22 protein-coding genes are annotated in these 20,583 nt (G+C 54.7%); 14 read left to right on the plus strand and 8 right to left on the minus strand.

Translation table 11 applies throughout. The annotated features are described in order from the left end of the window. Window positions 1-2: 2 nt before the first annotated feature. Both VGM48_RS17875 and VGM48_RS17880 read left to right on the plus strand, forming a co-directional pair. The gene (locus VGM48_RS17875) at window positions 3-1,382 is read left to right on the plus strand and encodes an ATP-binding protein (RefSeq protein ID WP_331581632.1); all 1,380 of its coding nucleotides are present in this window, start codon (window positions 3-5) and stop codon (window positions 1,380-1,382) included. Continuing rightward, the gene (locus VGM48_RS17880) at window positions 1,379-1,738 is read left to right on the plus strand and encodes a response regulator (protein ID WP_331581634.1); all 360 of its coding nucleotides are present in this window, start codon (window positions 1,379-1,381) and stop codon (window positions 1,736-1,738) included. The genes VGM48_RS17875 and VGM48_RS17880 overlap by 4 nt, the downstream gene beginning before the upstream one ends. Before the next feature lie 4 nt (window positions 1,739-1,742). Here VGM48_RS17880 and VGM48_RS17885 read toward each other — a convergent pair whose 3' ends face one another. The 3 genes from VGM48_RS17885 to VGM48_RS17895 form a co-directional block, all read right to left on the minus strand. Then, a complete protein-coding gene (locus tag VGM48_RS17885) occupies window positions 1,743-2,765 on the minus strand; it encodes a YncE family protein (protein ID WP_331581636.1) in 1,023 nt (340 codons plus the stop codon). 20 nt (window positions 2,766-2,785) lie between these two features. Then, window positions 2,786-4,108, minus strand: a complete 1,323-nt coding sequence (locus tag VGM48_RS17890; RefSeq protein ID WP_331581638.1) for a paraquat-inducible protein A — start codon at window positions 4,106-4,108, stop codon at window positions 2,786-2,788. Between the two features lie 74 nt (window positions 4,109-4,182). Further along, window positions 4,183-5,625, minus strand: coding sequence for a PAS domain-containing sensor histidine kinase (locus VGM48_RS17895; RefSeq protein WP_331581640.1), 1,443 nt, complete (start codon window positions 5,623-5,625; stop codon window positions 4,183-4,185). Between the two features lie 70 nt (window positions 5,626-5,695). Between VGM48_RS17895 and VGM48_RS17900 the strand changes: the two genes are divergently transcribed. Both VGM48_RS17900 and VGM48_RS25615 read left to right on the plus strand, forming a co-directional pair. After that, complete coding sequence (locus VGM48_RS17900; protein WP_331581642.1) at window positions 5,696-5,935, plus strand: hypothetical protein; 240 nt, start codon at window positions 5,696-5,698, stop codon at window positions 5,933-5,935. A 230-nt stretch (window positions 5,936-6,165) separates the two neighbouring features. Beyond that, complete coding sequence (locus VGM48_RS25615; protein WP_414711255.1) at window positions 6,166-6,291, plus strand: hypothetical protein; 126 nt, start codon at window positions 6,166-6,168, stop codon at window positions 6,289-6,291. Between the two features lie 19 nt (window positions 6,292-6,310). On the opposite strand, the gene VGM48_RS17905 is transcribed toward VGM48_RS25615, so the two are convergent. Genes VGM48_RS17905 through VGM48_RS17915 form a run of 3 tightly spaced genes read right to left on the minus strand, consistent with a single transcriptional unit; the run spans window position 6,311 to window position 7,935 of the window. Then, window positions 6,311-7,030 (minus strand): universal stress protein, encoded by a 720-nt coding sequence (locus tag VGM48_RS17905; protein WP_331581644.1) that lies wholly within the window; start codon window positions 7,028-7,030, stop codon window positions 6,311-6,313. A gap of 3 nt (window positions 7,031-7,033) precedes the next feature. Continuing rightward, the gene (locus VGM48_RS17910) at window positions 7,034-7,486 is read right to left on the minus strand and encodes a DoxX family membrane protein (RefSeq protein ID WP_331581646.1); all 453 of its coding nucleotides are present in this window, start codon (window positions 7,484-7,486) and stop codon (window positions 7,034-7,036) included. Beyond that, a complete protein-coding gene (locus VGM48_RS17915; RefSeq protein ID WP_331581648.1) occupies window positions 7,483-7,935 on the minus strand; it encodes a MarR family winged helix-turn-helix transcriptional regulator in 453 nt (150 codons plus the stop codon). The genes VGM48_RS17910 and VGM48_RS17915 overlap by 4 nt, the downstream gene beginning before the upstream one ends. Window positions 7,936-8,025: 90 nt before the next feature. On the opposite strand from VGM48_RS17915, the gene VGM48_RS17920 reads away from it, so the two are divergent. Next, window positions 8,026-9,738: a hypothetical protein gene (locus VGM48_RS17920; protein WP_331581650.1), complete on the plus strand. Its 1,713-nt coding sequence runs from the start codon at window positions 8,026-8,028 to the stop codon at window positions 9,736-9,738. Window positions 9,739-9,760: 22 nt separating this feature from the next. Here the strand turns inward: VGM48_RS17920 and VGM48_RS17925 are convergent, their stop codons facing one another. Beyond that, complete coding sequence (locus tag VGM48_RS17925) at window positions 9,761-10,258, minus strand: ferritin (protein ID WP_331581652.1); 498 nt, start codon at window positions 10,256-10,258, stop codon at window positions 9,761-9,763. Window positions 10,259-10,322: 64 nt separating this feature from the next. Between VGM48_RS17925 and VGM48_RS17930 the strand changes: the two genes are divergently transcribed. The 4 genes from VGM48_RS17930 to VGM48_RS17945 all read left to right on the plus strand — a co-directional run bounded on the left by VGM48_RS17930 (window position 10,323) and on the right by VGM48_RS17945 (window position 14,010). Then, complete coding sequence (locus VGM48_RS17930) at window positions 10,323-10,718, plus strand: family 16 glycoside hydrolase (protein WP_331581654.1); 396 nt, start codon at window positions 10,323-10,325, stop codon at window positions 10,716-10,718. Further along, entirely contained in the window at window positions 10,708-12,459 is a 1,752-nt protein-coding gene (locus tag VGM48_RS17935; protein WP_331581656.1) for a GMC family oxidoreductase, read from the plus strand. Before VGM48_RS17930 ends, VGM48_RS17935 begins: the two co-directional genes overlap by 11 nt. Before the next feature lie 159 nt (window positions 12,460-12,618). Beyond that, the gene (locus tag VGM48_RS17940) at window positions 12,619-13,506 is read left to right on the plus strand and encodes a helix-turn-helix transcriptional regulator (RefSeq protein ID WP_331581658.1); all 888 of its coding nucleotides are present in this window, start codon (window positions 12,619-12,621) and stop codon (window positions 13,504-13,506) included. A 12-nt stretch (window positions 13,507-13,518) separates the two neighbouring features. Continuing rightward, on the plus strand, window positions 13,519-14,010 hold the full coding sequence (locus VGM48_RS17945) for a GNAT family N-acetyltransferase (protein ID WP_331581660.1): 492 nt from the start codon (window positions 13,519-13,521) through the stop codon (window positions 14,008-14,010). A gap of 16 nt (window positions 14,011-14,026) precedes the next feature. Here VGM48_RS17945 and VGM48_RS17950 read toward each other — a convergent pair whose 3' ends face one another. Then, window positions 14,027-15,226, minus strand: coding sequence for an aspartyl protease family protein (locus tag VGM48_RS17950; protein WP_331581663.1), 1,200 nt, complete (start codon window positions 15,224-15,226; stop codon window positions 14,027-14,029). 153 nt (window positions 15,227-15,379) lie between these two features. On the opposite strand from VGM48_RS17950, the gene VGM48_RS17955 reads away from it, so the two are divergent. Genes VGM48_RS17955 through VGM48_RS17975 form a run of 5 tightly spaced genes read left to right on the plus strand, consistent with a single transcriptional unit; the run spans window position 15,380 to window position 20,582 of the window. Continuing rightward, the gene (locus tag VGM48_RS17955) at window positions 15,380-16,699 is read left to right on the plus strand and encodes a hypothetical protein (protein ID WP_331581665.1); all 1,320 of its coding nucleotides are present in this window, start codon (window positions 15,380-15,382) and stop codon (window positions 16,697-16,699) included. A 51-nt stretch (window positions 16,700-16,750) separates the two neighbouring features. Beyond that, window positions 16,751-17,380, plus strand: a complete 630-nt coding sequence (locus VGM48_RS17960; RefSeq protein ID WP_331581667.1) for a TetR/AcrR family transcriptional regulator — start codon at window positions 16,751-16,753, stop codon at window positions 17,378-17,380. 49 nt (window positions 17,381-17,429) lie between these two features. Continuing rightward, window positions 17,430-18,731: a TolC family protein gene (locus VGM48_RS17965; protein WP_331581669.1), complete on the plus strand. Its 1,302-nt coding sequence runs from the start codon at window positions 17,430-17,432 to the stop codon at window positions 18,729-18,731. Window positions 18,732-18,744: 13 nt separating this feature from the next. Beyond that, window positions 18,745-19,683, plus strand: coding sequence for an HlyD family secretion protein (locus VGM48_RS17970; protein ID WP_331581671.1), 939 nt, complete (start codon window positions 18,745-18,747; stop codon window positions 19,681-19,683). Beyond that, the gene (locus VGM48_RS17975) at window positions 19,680-20,582 is read left to right on the plus strand and encodes an ABC transporter ATP-binding protein (RefSeq protein WP_331581673.1); all 903 of its coding nucleotides are present in this window, start codon (window positions 19,680-19,682) and stop codon (window positions 20,580-20,582) included. The genes VGM48_RS17970 and VGM48_RS17975 overlap by 4 nt, the downstream gene beginning before the upstream one ends. Window position 20,583 lies beyond the last annotated feature (1 nt).

The following is a 20,583-nucleotide window of genomic DNA, read 5'->3' on the forward strand; positions in this document are numbered from 1 at the left end:
ACGTGAAGAGCATAAGAGACATATCGATAAGAAACAAGCTGATCCTGATGCAGGTGTTCACCAGCGTGCTCGTACTGGGCATTGTCTTCTGGACCTTCATCGTCACGGAGATCGGCGCTTATAAGAAACGAAAGGCGGAGAACATCACCAGTCTGGCGCAAGTGATCGCGGCCAATTCCATTTCCATGTTGCAATTCCAGGACAATGATGCGGCAGCGAAGATGCTGGGGGAATTGCAGAGTGTGACGCCGGATATCGCGGACGCGGCCATCCTCGATAAGAAGGGACAGATCTTCGCCAGCCGCCTTCGCCGGCCCGGAGATTCCGCCGACCTGGGAAAGACGATCCCGGACGAAGGGTTTCTTTTCTCGAAGGGGAGACTGATCGTCACCTATCCGATCCGCAGCAACGGGGAGTTGCTGGGCAAGATCGTGCTGTCGGCACAGCTGTCCGATCTGGAAGCGATGAAACGATCGTTGATGAGCATGGCGCTGATCCTTGCGGCAATCGCCATCGTTGCTTCTTTCCTTATCGCAAGGCTTGTCCAGGCGAGTCTTTCGTCCCGGCTGGAACGGCTTGCGGACGTGATGACGGAAGTGAACGATTCGGGGAACTATTCGCGGTCGATCGAAGAAAGCGGAAAGGATGAGATCGGGACGCTGATCAAGATCTTCAACAACCTGCTGCTGAAAGTGAAGGAGAACGAACGCCGGAAGGATGAATTCATCGGCATCGCCAGTCATGAGCTAAGAACTCCCTTAACGAGCGTAAAGGGCTATCTCGAGATGCTGACGATGATGGAAACGGAACAGCCCAGGAAGCAAATGGTCGAACGGGCCTTTTCCAACACCCAAAAACTGGAAAAGCTGGTCCAGGAACTGCTCGATGTCAGCAAGCTGCAGGTAGGCCAGTTGCTGCTTCAGCTTTCGGTATTCGATCTGGGAGAACTGATCGAGGAAGCGGTCGCGTCGTTTCGCATCGTGAGCAGGAGCCATGCGATCGCCTTGGGTGGGCCGATCCCGCATGTGCGGGTGATCGCCGACCGGCAGCGGATCGACCAGGTGCTGGTCAATCTATTGTCCAATGCCGTGAAATACTCGCCCGGGGAAGAAGAGGTCGTAGTGAGCTATGAGCAGTCGCAGGAAGAGATCGTCATCGAGGTGCGCGATTTCGGCCCGGGAATCCCCGCCGGGGAAGAGCAGGTTATCTTTGAGCGATTCTATCGGTCGAAAGAAGTCTCCGAACATATTTCGGGTTTTGGTCTTGGGTTATATATCTGCCGGGATATCATTCAGCGTCACAACGGAAGGATCTGGGTCGAACGAAGAGTAAAGGGTTCCGCCTTCCTGTTTTCATTACCATTATTAAACTCTACAACATGAAGCGTGTTCTTGTCGTCGATGATGATCTGGACATTCTCGAGCTGGTGCAGATGGCGCTTAGCATGAACGGGTATACCGTACAGACTGTTTCCAAATGGGAGAGTATGGACGATACGATCCACAGTTTCCGGCCGCAGCTGGTACTGCTGGATGTTTCGCTCGGGACGGCGGATGGCCGGGACCTATGCAGGAAGATCAAGGCTTCGCCCGAGACCAGCAGTATTGCCGTTGTCCTTTTTTCGGCAAACATCGAGATGCAGAAGAGTGTTGGCGAGTGTAAGGCGAATTCTTTTCTTCCCAAGCCGTTCGATCTGCAGCGGCTGGTGAAGACGATCCGCGATGCGATGCCGGAGTAAGGTCCTATTTCCCTGCCCAGGCAAGGCCGTCGGGTACGCCGCCGACCTCGAGATGACCGGTGACTTCGAGTTTTGCCAGGTCGATGATGGCGATATAATTGTCCGCGGAGCAGGCTACGAATGCCCGGTTAGCGGCCGGGTCCATGAGGATGCCGGCGGCGCCGCGGCCTATTTTCAGCCGGCGGACCTCTTTGTGCGTGGCGGCGTCGATGACCGTCAGTTCGCCCGAGCTGAGGCTGGCCACGAATACCCGTTTGCCGTCGGGGGTAAACTTCAGGCGGTTGGCGCCTTTTACGTTCGCGTCGAGTTTTGCGGCGAGTTTTTTCGACCCCAGGTCGATGATGGAGATGGTCCCGTCTGTGCTGGCTGCCGTCCAGAGCATGGCGCCGTCGGGCGAGACGTCGAAACCTTCCGAGCCGCGGGCCGTAGGTACGATGGTCTGCCGCCATTCCTCACGGGCCGTCGCTCCGGGAGGGGCGCCCGGTCCGGGTTGCAAGCTGGTATCGGTCAGGATGCTGACGGTTCCCGAATTGACGTTTGTCGTGTATACTTTTTTCCCGTCGGCGGAGACGAAAATCATGTGCGTCCGATCTTCACCGGTACCCATGGCCCAGTCGAGCCTGCCCGAAGCCGGATCATAGCGGCCGACCGCCTTTGAGCCTTCCGCCGAGAACCAGACCTTTCCATTTACGAAGTCGATGCCATGCGGGCCGTAGAGCGGGCGGGTATCGATGGTTGGCAGCGCTTTTTGCGCAACGAGATCCAGCACGTTTATCTCATGCAGGCTGCCGCCGCCATAGATGCTGACATAGGCTCTTGTGCCGTCCGAAGAAGCGATGACCTCATGGGGGTCGGTGCCGACGGGGAGACGGGCGATGACCTTCAGGGTCGATGGGTCGACCAACGCCAGGGTGTGGTCGGCTTTTGACAGCGCGAGGAGCATCCGCTTCGGCGCCGGCTGGGCGCATGCCGCCATCAGCGTTAGTCCGGCAAGCAGGGTGGTTACAAGTCCTTTGATCCGGTGCATGGGGGTTGGTTTTATCAAATTTAGGCTTTTTCGACGGGAGGTTTTATCTTTTGAAGCAGCTGCGAAAGGGTCAATCCAAACAATACAAAGGTGACAAATACGAGATATCCCGGCTGGAGGGAGGTCCGGTTTGTTGCAATGCTGGAAAAGGCGCTGCTATGGATATTCAGATCGTTCATCTGGCTATTGAGAATGCCGTTGAAGCCGATATAGGACATGAAGATGGCGACCACCATCACATCGGCCATGCTCCATTTTCCTGAATGAAAGGCAAAATAGGCGACGGGACGGCTTTTTGTCCAATGCCCTTTTCCGCTGAGATAGAGGCCGGTGCACATCAGCTTTGCGACGGGGAAAACGATGCTGAAACAGAGGATCAGGATACCGACAAGGATCGAGTCATATTTGCCGGTGCGTAAAAGCAGGATCACAACGTCCAGGATGCTCTTGCTTTGAAAAAAGAGGACCTGGTCCTTGAAGGAAATGGTCTCTCCGATGAGCTGGAAATCGAGGGAGTCGATCCGGGCGTCGAGCTCGATCATGACGGAGGTGAGGCCGGTGAGCAGGAAGATCAGCGCCATCGCGATGGAAAGGATGTATAGGGTCGTGTAAAGCTGTTTCTGTCGCCGGAGGAGGTACCAGACTCCGAGAAGCGCCGCCAGCGAAGCCAGCATGATCCAGACGAAGGTCGTCATCTGCCGGTGGATGATCGTCAGCTGGCCGGCTGTTCGTTTGTTGAAATCATCCTGGTTATCCACCGAATAGTTCCTGAAGATGGAATCGGATCGCGTTTTCTGTTGGTTGAAGGCACTGTCATAGGTCTGTTCCCCGAGGTCCTGGAGTTTGTTCTTTGCCAGGTAGGAAAGCCGGGTCTTGCTGCGAGGGCGCATGACCTCAGCGATGATCTTTTTGGCAAAGGCCGGGGTTTCCTTGTGAAGGTTCGTCGGTTTGACAAAGGCATGAAAGGCCAGCTGGCGGATCTTGCCGCCCAGACTTTTCTGGGGCCGGCTGATGATGCTGTCCGCTTTGTCGATGAGGGCATTGAGGAGGGTTTCGACCTCTTTTTGCAGGGAATCCCGTTCGGCGGGAGTAAGATTGAAATTCTCTATCTGGTGGCCGACGGCATCGACGACAAGATCGCGCCACCTGCTTACCGACAGCAGGCCGTAGCTGACGTTGTTGATCGTGCTATAGTCGCGTTTGATCACCTTTTGCTGTTGGGAAAGCCGGTGCACCTGGAAACCGGAGAAGGCGGCTACCAGCAGGAGCAAGGTTACTCCGGCGATCAGGCCGCTGCGTTGAATGGCAAGCTTTTTCATCCCAATAGCTACTAAAAAGGTCATGCCAGCGTATTGGCCGATGGTTGGATGGTGGTTGGCGCGGCGATCCGGGCGTCTCGAAAACGGGTTAGCTGCGGCTAGCGGGAGTCTTTTTGCGGTTCGGCAGGGATCGTAAAATAGAATTGGGCGCCCTCGGCGGGTTTGCTTTGGACCCCGATGTCGCCACCGTGCCGGCGGATGATTCCGGCGGTGATGTATAAGCCGAGACCCAGCCCCGAGCGGGCGGTTGCGGAGTGATGTCTGGCCTGCACGAAGGGTTCGAAGATGCTTTCGATCATCGTTTCGGGTATGCCGATGCCCTGGTCTTTGACGGAAAAACCGACGCTGTCGCCGTTTCGCCAGGTGCCGGTGACGATCGGCATGCCGGCATCCGAGAATTTCATGGCATTGGAGAGAAGGTTGAGGAGGGCCTGCTGGATAAGTTCCTGGTCGGCGTATACCTTGCCTGTGGCCCCCTTCACGAAGTCGATCGTGTGGGTGCTGTCGGCGGCGCCGACGGCTTCGATACAACGCTGTACGAGGGCATCCCATTCGAACCAGGTGCGGTCGAGGACCAGCTGGTGTTCGGAGATGCGGGTCGTGTCCAGGAGTTGGCGTACCAGCTGAGAGAGCCGGTCTGCCTGGTAGACGAGGCGGTCGACGATGAGGGCTTCTTCTTCGGTAGACGGGCTGTCGGACAGTTGCCGCTGCAGCAGTTGTCCATAAGCTTTGATGCTTGTGACGGGGGTACGTAGTTCGTGGCTCGCGATGCCGATGAATTCATCCTTCTGGCGTTCGTGCCGTTTGATGGAGGTGATATCGTACAGGATGCCGACCAGATCGAGCCCGTTGCTGTTTAGCCGGTCGGTGACACAGCCGGAGGCGCAAACCCAGCGTTCCATGTCGTCCCGGACGATGCGGAACTCGGTGTGGAAAACACTCATCCGGCTCAGGGCCTGATCCATCGTTTCCCTGACACCGGCGCGATCATCCTCGTGGATCAGCCGGAAGAAATAATCGGGCGTGAGTTTTTCCGGGCGTTGCGACGCGGAGGGAAGCAGGTTTGCCCAGTCATTCCAGACCATTTCGCCGGTGGTGATATTCCAATCCCATACGGCCATTCCGGCGGTTTCGAGGGCCAGCCTGAACCGTTTTTCCGATGCCGGGTCTTCCCGCGCATCGGGTCGCCGCACCTCATCCGCGTCGATGGCCAGACCCAGCCAGCGTGCGGTCTCTTCTTCGGGATCGATATAATGGCAAAGCTTTATAAAGAACCGGTGATAGACACTATCGCCGTCCAGAATGCGCGCATGCAGTTCGGTCCATCCGCCCACCTGCATCGATTGGATGACGGCCATCAGGAGCCGGTCCTTGTCTTCGGGATGGATATGATCGGAGTAATAGTCCTGCCTGTCGGGATTATCGCCCGTCGTTCCGGTGTACCTCCGGTAGGTATCATTGTACCAGAGGATCTGACCGGCAGTATTTTGCACCCAAACCGGGCCGGGGAAGGTTTCAATGATGGATTGCAGGGGTATCAAGGATACAAAAGAAAGAAAAATATCAAAGCGGCGGGCATGAAAATCGCATGTATTTGTACAAATGTAGTTTATGAAAAAAAAACATTCTAAACAGAACGAGGTGCGCGAGGGTACACCCAATCGCGCCGAACGGCATCATGGCTCGACAACGCAGGGCGGATCGAATTTTGGTCAGGGATCGCTTCAGTTGGGAAAGGACGCCAATCGCCAGGGCAGTGAAGGGAATAGCGGATCGGATTACCGGAATGAGCAGAAATGGAATAACGAGGCGCTGAGAAAGGAGGATATGAAACAGCAAAAAACCAAATAGGATCTATTACAAAAATTTATAGTTATGCCAGAAAAGAAAACGATGGAACGCGCCGAACGCGACAAGCGGCAAGGTAAGTCCGCCAGCACCCAGGCTGGAGAGTTCGTGAACAAGCCCTGGCGATAGACTCGATCGGGAATATCCTCGTAGGTGATTACGGGAACGCCAGGGTCAGGAAGATTGGAACGGATGGCATCGTAAGTACCATAGCAGGATCAAGTGTTCATTCCCTGACAGATGGCCCGGTACCGCTAGCCAGATTTTATAGCCCATGGTCAATCGTAATTGGCAAAAGTGGGATCATTTATGTGGCAGATAGCAGAAATAACGTCATCAGAACAATAAGTTTTCAGTAAGGTCCGACTAGCACGATTATCATTTCAAAATAAGCACCGGCTCGACCGCATTCAGGACGATGGCCTGCGTGATATTCTGATGCGTCAGGTTATAGAAAAAACTGTGTTTGCGGGGCAGGGCGACGATCATCTCCACTTTGCGATCTTCGGCCGCCTGTAACACCTCCGCGAGGATATCTTTTTTTGTCGGGGTATAGGGAATATTCTCCAATTCACCGAAAAGCGGGCGGAGGGAGTCGCCGGGTTCCGCGGTGCCGGCTACCAGTACGGTCTTTAGCGGGTGATAGCGGGCCTGCGGCGGGATGACCAGGACCGGAACGGGGATCACCTTTGCCAATGGGATCACCTGGCGGCCGATGCTGCAGTCATCACCGACAGTCCGGCTGCTGCCGATGACCACCAGCGCGGGCGCTTCCGACTCCGCCTGATCGAGCACCGAACGCAGCAGGGGTTGGGTACCTACGGCGATCCGGACCGGGATCGTGGCGGGAAGTTGTTTTTCGATCTCGGTCTTCATTTCGACCAATTGCTGCATGAGATGTTCCATCCGGGTGCGGATATCTTCAGCACCCACCTGGATGAGGTCGGGGCTGGGAACGATCTGTTCGAACAGCGGTACAAAGCAATTCGACATCAGGATGATCTCCTCAAAGCCTTTATCACCTGCCAGTGAGGCGGCATAGGCCACGGCGTTTACCGAGGAGGCTGAAAAATCGACAAGAACCAATATTTTTTTCATAACTCATTCCTCCCCTGAATTTCTACTGGTCAACAAAAGCCGGTCGAGCGAAAAGGGCCCGGAGCCGATGATCAGGAAAAGAAACAACAAAGCCAGCACGAGGATGGAAAGCCAGAGCTCGGAGTTGATATAGGGCGCCGTAATATTTACAAAAAAAACCGCTGCAAATACAATCGGCAGCTGGAGCAAGGCCCAGAGCCGGGTATAAAGCCCGAGAAAGATCAGGCCGCCGCCGAGGACATGCATATAGGTGACATAATAAAGGATGGCGCTGATCGTCCCCGGAGAGCCGTTGATGGCGTGGCTATCGATGATCAGATAGCGGAGATAGCCGGCATTGTTGAAAAAAATGATCCCCTTGAAAAGCAGGAACAGGCCGAGGATCATGCGGATGATGTCGAGGATCTTGGGGTGATGCCGGTCGCCCCAGGCGCCGACTTTTTTTGCGATGTTCATAAAATCATATTTTCTTTTATAGAAAGCAGAAGGCTGGTCGCCTCTTTGAGGTGATCGTCAGGGATATTCCCCCTAACAACGCGATAGATATCATTGATCATTGGAGTGAACTTTTTTTTATATTCTTTTCCTTTTTTTGTCAGGGTGATGATCTTATTACGGCGGTCGCCGGGGTCTTCGCTGCGGGTCACAAGCCCCATTTCCACCAGACTGTCCAGCAACGGGGTAAGGCTGGCCTTGTGCTTTTGGATGGCATTGGCCACCTCCTGCTGATTGATCTGGTGTTTTTTCCACAGAACGATCAGCACCTGGAGCGCCTCATAGGTGATCTCCCGGTCATAAAGCTCCCGAAGTTTCTGCTGGGCGAGTTGCTTGATCGCCTGCCGGACACTGATTATCGCATCCACAAGATCGACAACGGCCGGTTCTTCACCGCTTTTTCTGGTCATGTCATAAAGTTAAGCATTTAATCGTTAAATATTTAACTATTCAGGGAAATTTCGGTAAAAAGAACTATCTTAAAGGACAAACTACTGCACATGAGACAACTTCCCATCGGATTGTTCTTCATTCTCCTGTTCTTCTCCACGGCCTATGGCCAGAGCTTTCGCGTGACGATCGCCCCGGGCCTGCACGGCGAGGTGCTGGAGGGGCGGCTTTTGTTGCTGATCGCCAACAACGATAAGGAGGAACCCCGCTTCCAGGTGAGTGACGGAGCGGGAACGCAGCTCGTCTTTGGGGTGGATGTGGACGGGTGGAAACCGGGTGAGGCCCAATGGATGGGTGTCAACGCCTTTGGCTATCCGCTGGAGCGGCTGGCGGACCTGCCCGCCGGCGACTATTATGTGCAGGCATTGCTGCACAAGTACGAGACTTTTCATCTGAAAGGCGGGCATACTGTCAAGCTGCCGATGGACCGGGGCGAGGGTCAGCATTGGAACCTGGCGCCGGGGAATATCTACTCAAAGCCTGTCCGGCTGCACTGGGACCCGGCGCACAGCCAGGAGATCAGCCTGACGATCGACCAGGTGATCCCCGCGATAAAAGAGCCGGAGGACAATAAATATGTAAAACACATAAAGATACAAAGCAAGTTGCTGACTGAGTTCTGGGGGCGGCCGATGTATATCGGGGCGCATATCCTTTTACCGGAGGGTTTTGACGAGCATCCGAATGTACATTATCCGCTGGCCATTTTTCACGGCCATTTCCCCGCCGATCTCAGCGGCTGGCGGACGACCCCGCCGGATGAGAACCTGCCCTATGATACGAGCACGCGGTTTCGGATCGCCAACTACCACAGGATGGAACAGGGGCTTGCCTATCAGTTCTATAAAGACTGGACGGGTCCGGGGTTCCCGCGGGTGCTGGCGATAGAGATCGAGCATGCCAATCCCTACTATGACGACAGCTATGCGGTGAATTCCGAGAACCTCGGGCCTTATGGGGATGCCATCACGTATGAGTTGATCCCGGAGATCGAAAAGCGGTTCAGGGGTATCGGCAAGGGCTGGGCGCGGTTTACCTATGGCGGAAGCACCGGAGGTTGGGAAGCGCTGGCGGTGCAGGTGTTTTATCCCGATGAATACAATGGGTGTTATGCGGCCTGTCCCGACCCGATCGACTTCAACCATTATACGACGATCAATATCTACAAGGATAAAAATGCCTACTACATCGATGATTCATACAAGCGGACGCCGCGGCCGGCCTACCGGGATTCACTGGGGCATATAAGCGCGATGGTCCACGAGATGAACCAGCGGGAGCTGGCGCTTGGCACGCGGACCCGCAGCGGGGATCAGTTCGATATCTGGGAGGCGGTCTTCTCGCCGATGGGCCCCGACGGCTACCCCCAGCGCATCTTCGACAAGTATACGGGGGTGATCGACCCACGTGTGGCGGAGTATTGGCGGGAGCATTTCGATCTCACCCATATCATCCGGCGGGACTGGCCGAAGATCGGCGAGAAGCTGAAAGGCAAGATGCATATTTACGTGGGTGAAATGGACAGCTACTATCTCAATGATGCCGTTTATTCCGCCGAGGATGTGCTGAAGAAACTGGGAAACCCGGTTTGCGATTGCCAGATCGACTACGGCCATCGGGCGGAGCACTGCTGGAATGGAGATCATACTCAGCCCAATTATATCAGCCGCCTGCGCTATCACCAGATGTATATCCGTAAATGGGCGGAGGAGGTGAAGACACGGGCGCCGAAGGGGGCAGATCTCAAGTCCTGGAGATATTGAGGCGAATCATCGGCCGGCGGACCTATTGCTGGTCCATGGTCATGATGTCCCGGTCGAAGAGATACAGACCGCTTTTATCGTCGCCGATGAGTTCGAGTTTGTCGTTGCATTCCCGGGCCAGCCGTTCTTCTTCCATTTGTTCTATTACATACCATTGAAGGAAGTTGTGTGTGGCATAATCCTTTTCGGCGAGGGCGATCTCCACCAGGTTGTTGATGCTCTCGCTGACCTTGACCTCGTGTTTGAAGAGTTGGTCGAAGGCCGCCTTCAGGGATACAAAGGTGAGCACCGGTTGTTCCAGCGAAGGGATGACGGCGAAGCCGCCTCTTTCGTTGATATAATGGATCAGCTTCAGCATATGCATACGTTCTTCGTCGCTGTGTTTGAAGAAGAACTTCGTGCAGCCTTTCAGACCGGGCTGGATCTCCGCCCACGAACCCATGGCAAGATAGGCCTGTGAGGATTGAGCCTCCATCCAAACCTGGCGGTTGAGAGCTTCTTTCATTTTTTGTGACAACATAGAAGCAATTTTATTTATCCAAGATAGGCAAAATGCGTTAACTTAACACATTCAAGCTTGTTATATGAAGTACAGAACCCTCAGCCTGATCGGGGTTGCCCTTTTGATGGGCGCTGCGCCGCGTTTTGCTGCATTCCGGTGGGACGCCCAACATTCCAAACAGCTGTTTAACGGGAAGGATCTGACGGGATGGAAGCATGTCGGCCCGGGGAATATGATCGTCGAGGAAGGAATGCTCCACGGCACCGGGGGGATGGATAGCTTTCATATCGTTTACCGGATGAAAGACGAGAATGTTAATTCGGGGCCGGGGAAGCCGGGGCCGAAGTGGAATACGATGGATATTAAACTTGACGGACCCAGGACGATGGTGTTTGTCAATGGGATCAAGGTTACCGATTATCATAGCAAGAACGATATCGTTTATTTCAAAGAAATTTCAGTCAGCAATGGGAAATGAGCAGGACACGACGGGTCTCGGGGAGCGGAAGCATATCGGTGGGAAGGGAGTGGATGAACACAGTTACGACGCCATCGTAATCGGAAGCGGGATCAGCGGCGGTTGGGCAGCTAAGGAACTGTGTGAACAGGGGTTGAAGACACTGGTGCTCGAGCGGGGCCGGAATGTAGTGCATAACAAAGATTATCCAACGGCCACGATGGCGCCCTGGGAGTTCCCGCATCGTAAGGAGATGCCGCGGAAATTTGTCGACGAGAATCCGCTGATCACGACCGCCGCGGGTTTTGGGGAGGATACGGCGCATTTCTTTATCCGGGATAAGGATCATCCCTATGTACAGGAGAAGCCCTTCGACTGGATCAGAGGGTACCAGGTAGGTGGCAAGTCACTGATCTGGGGCCGGGCCTGTCCGCGGTGGAGTCCTTATGAGTTTATCAATCCGGCGCGTTTTGGCTATGGCATCGAGTGGCCCATCAGCTATGAAGAGATCGCGCCCTGGTATTCGCATGTGGAACGCTTCGCGGGTATCTGTGGTAACCGCGATGGGCTGGAGTCGATGCCGGACGGAGATTATCTCCCGGCATTTGAGATGAACTGCGTGGAGAAACATCTGCAGGCGCAGATCAAAAAATCCTATTCCGACCGAACTATGATCGCGGGGCGCTGGGCGCAGCTGACCAAGGCCGAGCCGGTGCATCTGCAGCAGGGCCGGGGACAGTGTCAGGCGCGGGATATGTGTATGCGGGGCTGTCCTTTCGGCGGCTATTTCAGTTCGGTCTCCTCTACCCTACCCTGGGCAGCGAGGACGGGCAATCTTACCGTGCGGCCTTTTTCGGTAGTTCATTCCATCATTTACGACGAGAAAAAAGGGCGGGCGACGGGAGTGCGCATCATCGATACCAATACCCATCAGGTAACAGAATATTTTGCCCGGGTGATCTTTGTCAACGCCTCCGCGTTAAACAGCAACCTGGTGCTTTTGCATTCGCAGTCGAACCGGTTTCCCAACGGGCTTGGTAACGACAACGGGTTGCTGGGCAAGTATGTGGCCTTTCAGAACTACCGGGGTTCGATGGGTGGAACGGTGGACGGATTCCTCGATTCGTATTACTACGGGCGGCGGCCTTCGGAATGTATGATGCCCAATTTCCGCAACATTAAAAAACAGGATACCGATTTTGTCGGCGGCTATATGGCCTTTATGGGCGCCAGCCGGGGCTCGGCAGACGGGCACGAACTTCCCGAACAAATCGGCGCTGAGTTCAAGAAGGCGATGAGCGAGCCGGGAGGCTGGACCATGTATATGTACATGCAGGGGGAAACGATCCCCAAGGAGACGAATACGGTGAGTCTGCATCCGACGGAGAAGGACCAGTGGGGTATCCCCCTGCTGGTAACGAAAGTGGACTATGATGACAACGACGAGAAGCTGCTGAAAGATTTTCTGACGCAGGGTTCCGAAATGCTGGAGAAGATCGGCGTGAAGAATATCACTACCCATGATAACCATTGGGCGCCGGGCCGGGATATCCATGAGATGGGCGGGTGCCGGATGGGGAAAGACCCGAAGACTTCGTTGCTGAACAAGCACCACCAGCTGCATCATTGTCCGAATGTGTATGTCACGGACGGCGCTTGTATGACGAGTACCGGCAACCAGAGTCCGTCCATCCTGTATATGGCGTTTACCGCCCGCGCGGCAACGCATGCGGTGGAGGAATTGAAGAAGGGAAATCTGTAACCTTATTCGTGTTTCTTTGTGATGACGATATTTCGTCTTTTGACCAAAAACTCGTCGAGGTTTCGTCAGGATCGATTTTGAATACACTGGCAACGATGTGATATACAGCCCCTTAATTTCAGGCACATAATTCGGTTGGTGTTGTGGAAACTTGATAGTATGAAAGCACCTGACAGCCTGCCGATCGTTTATGCCACACAAAATGCGGTTCAGTCCTTTGCGGTCCGAACCCTGGAGTCACTGGCGCATTACCCTGAGCCGGGGCAGACGATGGCGTACAGCAATAGTTATTTCGAGATATTCTGGATCACCAGGGGCGCCGGACTGCTGCGGCTCGATCTCCGCTTATATGCCATCGGGGACAATCATCTTTTCTGTGCGCGGCCCGGGGAGATGCACGAGCTGTCGTCGGAAGAGGGTTTGGAAGGCTACGTGATCAGCTTTACCAAGTCGTTCCCGGGGATAAGCGATGCGGATTTCGATCTTGCCTATCCGGGCGGCATCTATTCCCTTTTCGAACGTTGCCGGGCGTTGCGGGTGCGGAGCGAATATGCGGGAGATATGGCGATCATTCTCGAGAAGCTGTTGAAGGAGTATGACAATGCGGATCTTTTCCGGCAGGAACTGCTGAAGCGTTATTTCAAGATCTTCCTGATCTACCTCGGGCGGCAGTTTGATACAACCGACGGGTCCGATGTACAGGCGAGAAGCATGGGACTGGTGCAGAAGTTCATGGAGACCCTGAATACCAATTTCAAGACGAAGCGGATGGTTGCCGAATATGCACGGGAGTTGGCGGTGACGCCCAATTATCTGAACGAGACGGTGAAGAAGGCGACGGGATATCCGGCGAGCCATCATATCCGGCAGCGGATCGCGCTGGAGGCCAAGCGGCGGGCGGCTTATTCGGATGTCTGCATGAAGGAGATCGCCTATTATCTGGGTTTCTCGGATTCGGCGCATTTCAGCAAGTTCTTCAAGAATACCACGGGAATGAATTTTTCAGATTTTAAGAAAGAGAAGTTTTCGGTTGCGATGGCGAGTTAGTAATTTTGTGGAATGAGTGAAATTACGATCCGCACACAGTTGTTGCCCGGCGATCTGGGATATGCAGCCTATTTGCATGGGCAGATCTACACGACGGAAAATCAATATGGGCTGGGATTCGAAGGTTATGTGCTGAAAGGGTTGGGGGAATTTGCGCTGGGATATGATGCGGCGAAGGACCGGGTTTGGGTGTGTGAGGCGGAAGGAAGGATGGTGGGTTTCCTGTTGGGGGTCCAACGGGAGGATGCCGTTGTACAGCTGCGGTATTTTATCCTGCTGCCGGAATACCGGGGCCGGGGATTGGGGAAGCGGCTGATGAACCTCTTTATGGATTGGATGCGGGAGTGTGGATACAAGCGAGCCTATCTTTGGACGACGCACGAACTGGAGACGGCTGCCGCGCTTTATTTGCGGCATGGGTTCCGGCTGATGGAGGAGAAGGAATCGGCGGGTTTTGGGAAGCCATTACGGGAACGCCGGTATGAATGGACAGCAGCCGATTGACCGGCTTTGGAAAGGATCAGAGGATGCTGCTCACTTTCAGGGAACATTGCGCCATTTCACCGCTGCTTCGGCGGACGACGATCCTGATCTTCGGGCCAATCGTCCGCAGGAGGTTCTGACAGGCCTGGACGTTGTCCTGGCGGTTGCCATTTATCTCCAGGATGGTATCTCCTTCCTTGAGCCCGGCCTTTTCGCCCGGGGAGTTTTCCGCGACATCGGTGACTATTACTTTTCCGTCGATAAGTGCGATGGAGGCTCCGCTATAACTATAATCGAAAGGCTGGTTATAGGCGCTGTTGGGAAGGATATAGATCTCCGACTGGGGATAGTTGATGATCAGGTTGAACCGCCGCAGCAGATCGTTGCCGATCAGTCCCCCCAGTTGCGGATAGCTGGTCACGTCATAGGTATCATCGAAGATATAGACCGGGATCTGCCGGAAGCGGAAGGGGCCGAGGGAAAAATTTCGGAGGGTGGTCAACGTCATATCCGCTTTACCGCCGAGTCCTGCCCCCTGGGTGCGCACAGGCTTTTTTCTTTTTGGGCTGAAGACGGCGCTGTCGGCGGTAAAGTTGGAAGAGAAGAGCAGGCAGAGTCCTGCCCCGGTGTCGAAATAAAAACGGCTTTTGATGGCGCGGGCATCCGTCATATGCCCTTCGAGCATCGGCAGGCCAAAGACTCGCGGGCGGAGCAGAAAACCGCCTTCGGGGTATTTCACCGGGCCTTTTGTATACACTTCCATCCGGGAGCTGTCGTAGTCCACGCGGACGAGATATCGCGAGAAGAAGCTGTAGCCGATGATCCCATCGATCTTTTCTCCATATACACTGCTTAGGATGTCATAATCATTTACCTGTAGGGTCAGGCTGTCGAGGGTGAGCCCGCCGATGGTGAGGCAGGAGTTATCCAGCAGCCGTTGGGGACATTTGCCGGCGATCCCCTTTACAAAAAACGGAGATTCCCGGGGATAGAGTTTGAACCGTTGGGCCGTTGCGGAGTCGAGTGAGGCGCCGCCGCAGCCGGTATCGAAGATAAAATTGAGCGGGTCGGGGAAGGAATTGAGCCGGACCTTTCCGAGGATGATGCCGCCGTTGAGGATGGAGAAGTCGAGGCTGGTGACATACCGGTCGGGGGGCAGCAGCGGGGTTTCCTGGGCAGTAACCGGCCGCAGGCTGGATACGCCGAGAAGACAGATCAGGAGGAGGGGGCGTAACATAAATTTGGTATATTGCTAATATAAAGTTGAGCAGGCCTGCGGTGAAAAGCGAATCATGCCCGATACATGTTGGTACAAGTTGGTACACATCCGGGCCGGCGGCCTGCAACAGGTAATTTTACAGCTGGTTTAACCCGCTAATCTTACAACAGTATGCCAACCGATGAAAGCCTGATCCGGCAGGTAAAAAAGCTATACGAAGAAAAAACCGGCTGGGGTGACAGTGAGAAGTGGAGTAACCAGGATTTTCTCCAGCTGAGTGACCTTATCCGGGAGCAAACCGGAGTGACGATCAGTCACGTCACGCTGAAGCGCATCTGGGGAAAGGTGAAGTATGAGAGTCTGCCCAATACGCATACGTTGAATACGCTGGTGCAGTATTTGGGGTATGATAACTGGCGGGAGTTTAGTGTGAAGCTGGGAGAGGCGCCGATCGCGCCCGTCGCGGCGGTTGGGCCGGCTGGGTCGGTTCGGCCGGCATCACTTGAGCCGGCTGCGGCGGCGAAGTTGGATCCGGAACCCGAAGAACGGCCGCGACGTTGGCGGAAGGCGGTCTGGATGGTGGCTCCGCTCGTGGTGATCATGCTGGTCCTGCTTTTTCTGAAGGGGGAGCAGCCACCTCCTCAGGCCAGGGATTATTCGTTCAGCAGCAAGAAAACGGTGACCTCGGGGCTACCCAATTCGGTGATCTTCGACTATGACGCGTCAAGAAGTCCAGACGATTCGGTGGTGATCCAGCAGAGTTGGGACACGACCCGGCGGGTAAAGGTTCCCCGCAACGAACATCAGTATACCTCGGTCTATTATTACCCGGACTATTATCATGCGACGCTGCAGGTGCATGGACAGGTGGTGAAAATGCATAGTCTGCTGATCAAGACCGACGGCTGGCTTCCACTGGTGGAGCAGGCTCCCGTGCCGGTGTACTTCAAGCCGACGGAATCCATCGCCGGAGGGAAAATGAGCCTGTCGGTCGACCAGATAAAGGCCAAGAACATCCCGATGCAACCCTCCCCGCCTACGGTCATGTTTGCCAACGTGCGGGACTTCGGGGAGATCTATTCCGATCATTTTGTCTTCGAGACCCGGTTGAAGAATGACTATGCCGAGGGGTCGGCGATTTGCCAGCTGACGCGGGTATATCTTCTCTGCGAGGGAACGGCTATCTGGGTGCCGTTGGTGGCCCCGGGCTGCGTTTCCACCGTCGATCTCTATTTCACCTACTACTATACCAGCGGCAAGCGGGAAGACCTGTCCTCGCTGGGGGTCAACTTCAACGACTTTGTCAAGCTGCGGATCGAATCCGACAGCGGGAGGGCGAAGATCCTTGTCAATGATAAGCTGGCTTATACCGTTCCGCGCCATATTCTCCATAGCAAGATCATCGGTATCCTCTACCGGTTCCAGGGCACGGGCACGGTGGATTATATGTCCCTGGGAAACGGCAAAGAAGAGTACCGGGACAATTTTTAATCATTTGATTAAAATACTTGTTTAAATCAAAAATGTATTTAATTTTGCGTCATGGCAAAGGGAAAGACAAAGGATGGGTCGACGGAGGAGAAAATAAAGGAAGCCGCTCGTAAGTTGTTCACGAAGAAGGGGTTTGCAGCCACCCGGACAAGAGATATCGCAGAGGAAGCGGGGCTGAACCTGGCATTGCTGAACTACTATTTCCGGAGCAAGCAGAAGTTATTCGATATCATCATGATGGAGAATTTCCGGCAGTTTCTCGGCGGCATGTCGGCCTATTTCGCCGATGAGAGCCTGACGATGGAAGAGCGGATCAGCAGGGTCGTGAACGCCTATATCGATTTTTTGACCGAGTTCCCCGATCTGCCTTTGTTTATCCTCAACGAGTTGAGAGGAAATCCTTCGAAGATCGCGATGAAGGTCAATGAAGAGGTGGGGCCGGCAAGGAGTCAGTTATTCAAAGAACTGCTGAATGCAAAAAAGGAAGGAAAGACCGCGCTTGATCCTTTTCATTTCGTAGCCAACCTGGTCGGGCTGACGGTGTTCCCGTTTGTGGGCAAGCCGCTGTTGCAGCGGGTGACGAATGCCAGTGATGAACAGTTTCGTGCCTACATGGAAGAACGGCGGAAGCTGGTTCCGATGTGGATCGGGATGATGATGAAGGGAAGCGGGGGAAGCTGATATTTTTTTGCGATCGAATTAATCAAATGATTAAATCAAATTGATAAACATGAAAAAGGGTTTGCTATTACTGGTTTTGCTTGTGCCCGTCCTCTGGGGTCTGGGGCAGGAGCGACTCACGCTGGAGGAGTGTTACCGGCTTGGCGAGGCCAATTACCCACTGACGCGGCAGCGTGCGCTGATCGAGCGGACAAGAGAATATACGCTTGCGAACCTTGCGAAGGGAGTGTATCCTCAGCTGGCGGTGAGCGGATTGGCGACCTATCAGTCGGATGTGACGAAGATCGATATCCCGCCGGTTGCGGGGATGAACATCAACATTCCCACGGTGCCGAAGGATCAGTACAAGTTGTATGGCGAAGTCTCGCAGACACTGACCGACTTTGGGATCAACAAACAGCGGCGGGTGATCAGCCGCAACGATGCCGAGCTGCAGGAGGCTAATCTTTCCGCGGATCTGTACGCGTTGAAAGACCGGATCAATCAATTGTTCTTTGGGGCCTTGCTGGTGGATGGACAGATCGAGCAGAACGAGCTTGCCGCGAAGGACATCGGGACGGGGATCAAAAATGTGGAGGCGGCGGTGAAGAACGGGACGGATTTCAACAGCAGCCTGAACAAACTGCGGGCGGAACTTTTGACTACGGAGCAGCACAGTGTGGAGCTGCGGGCTACGCGGTCGGCATATACGGACATGCTGGGGTTATTTATCGATCGGAGTATCGACACGAGTATCGTTTTAGTGAAACCGGAAGAACCGGCGTCCGCCGGTGGGGCGAGTGCCGTGGGTCAGCCGCTTACCGATTCGATCCGGCGGCCGGAGCTGACTGCCTATGACCTGCAGTTGCAGGGATATGCCGAACAGCTGAAGCTGACAAAGCGGAATCTCTATCCTTCCGTAAGCGCGTTTTTTCAGGGCGGGGTCGGGCAACCCAACCCGGTGAACTTTCTTTCTACCTCGATCAGCGGTTATTATCTGACGGGGTTGCGGCTGACCTGGACGATCGGCAACAGTTATACCTATAAGAAGGACAAGCTGATCAGCCAGAATAACCAGGAGATGGTTCGTAACCAGCGCAACACCTTTCTTTTCAACACCCGCCAGACGATGCATCAGGAAAATGCGGATATCCGTAAATACCGCGAACTGATCCGGACCGACGATGCCATCGTCGAGCTGCGGGAGTCGGTGGACAAGTCATCGGCCGCGCAATTGGAAAACGGGGTCCTCAGCGCCAACGACTATCTGCTGGATGTCAACGCGGCGTCACAGGCCCGGCAGCAGCGGGTGGTACATGCCATACAGCTGTTGCAGGCGCAGTATAACTATCGAACTACATCAGGAAATTGACAAAATCAAGAATATGAGAAAGATGATCCTTTTTGGCGCGGTTGCGCTATCGTTTGCGGCCTGCAACCGGCACAAGCTGGTGACGGATGCTTCGGGGGTTTTTGAATCGGACGAGGTGATCGTATCGGCCGAGCAGAACGGGAAGATCCTCTCCTTTCCTGTACAGGAGGGAGACACCCTGGCCGCCGGCAGCGTGATCGGGCAGATCGACATGTCCAATACGATCCTGCAGCGGCAGCAGGTGCAGGCCTCGATCGCGGCGCTGCGGATGAAAACGACGAACCCGCATCCGCAGATCGAGCTCGTCAAGCGTCAGCTGGCGGTGGAGGAATCCCAGCTTGCACAGCAGCTGCGGGAGCGGACGAGGACGGAGAACCTGTTAAAGGCTGATGCGGCCACGCAGAAGCAGCTGGATGATATCAATGCGATGATCGATCAGATGCAGAAGCAGATAGACGTATACCGGCAGCAGATCGCGCTGGATAATTCGAATATCGCCACGCAGAACCGGACCGTCTTCAGCGAGCAGGCGCCGCTGGAAAAAACGGCCGCGCAGATCCAGGACAATATCGACAAGGGGCGGATCGTCAACCCGATCCATGGCACGGTCCTCATCAAGTATGCCTTGTCCGGGGAGATGACGACCATGGGAAAGGCGTTGTACAAGATCGCCAATCTCGATACGCTGACCCTCCGGGCTTATGTAACGGGGTCGCAGCTGACGCAAGTGAAGCTGGGCCAGGCGGTAAAAGTGTATTCGGATGAAGGGAAAGACCAGTACCGGGAGTATCCGGGTCAGGTGTATTTCGTCTCCGACAAATCGGAGTTCACGCCCAAGACCATCCAGACACGGGACGAACGGGCTAACCTGGTATATGCCGTGAAGATCCGGGTGAAGAACGACGGCTACCTGAAACTGGGGATGTATGGCGAAGTCAAATTCCAACAATGATCCAGCTCGAAAATATCACCAAGACCTATAATAAGGGTCAGGTACTTGCGGTAAAGGATATTTCCTTTACCGTGAAGCCCGGCGAACTGTTCGGGCTGATCGGGCCCGACGGTGCAGGGAAAACGACCCTGTTCCGCGTCCTTACCACCCTGCTGCTGGCGGATAAGGGAAAAGCGACGGTGAACGGCTTCGACGTGGTAAAAGACTTCCGGCAGATACGTAACGGCGTGGGATATATGCCGGGCCGGTTCAGCCTCTACCAGGATCTGACCATCGAGGAGAACCTGCAGTTTTTTGCAACGGTGTTCGGGACCACGATCCGCGAGAACTACCATCTTATCAAAGACATTTATCAGCAGATAGAACCTTTTAAGGAACGCCGGGCAGGGAAACTATCGGGTGGCATGAAACAAAAACTGGCTCTTTGCTGTGCGTTGATCCATAAGCCGGCGGTCCTTTTTCTCGACGAACCCACCACCGGCGTGGATGTCGTCTCGCGTAAGGAGTTCTGGGAAATGCTGGCGCGGCTGAAAGCCGAGGGTATTACTATCCTCGTGTCGACACCGTACATGGACGAGGCCCGGCTTTGCGACCGGATCGCGCTGATCCAGAAGGGCAGCATACTATCGATCGATACCCCCGAGGGGATCGTCCGGTCCTTTCCAAAGGAGTTGTATGGAGTGCAGGCTGGGAACACGCATTTGCTTTTGAGAGAAGTTCAGGCTTTTCCCGGAACGGAAACCTGTTTTGCGTTTGGCGATGCTTTGCATGTGACGTTCGCACCCGGCAAGGAAGGGGATGTCCTGCCCTGGTTGAAGGAAAAGGGGCTCGGGGATGCGCGGATGCAGCGGATCACGCCGGGGATCGAGGATTGTTTTATTCATCTTTTAAAGAATTGAT

Source organism: Puia sp., from assembly GCF_036500295.1.
Classification (GTDB): Bacteria; Bacteroidota; Bacteroidia; order Chitinophagales; family Chitinophagaceae; genus Puia.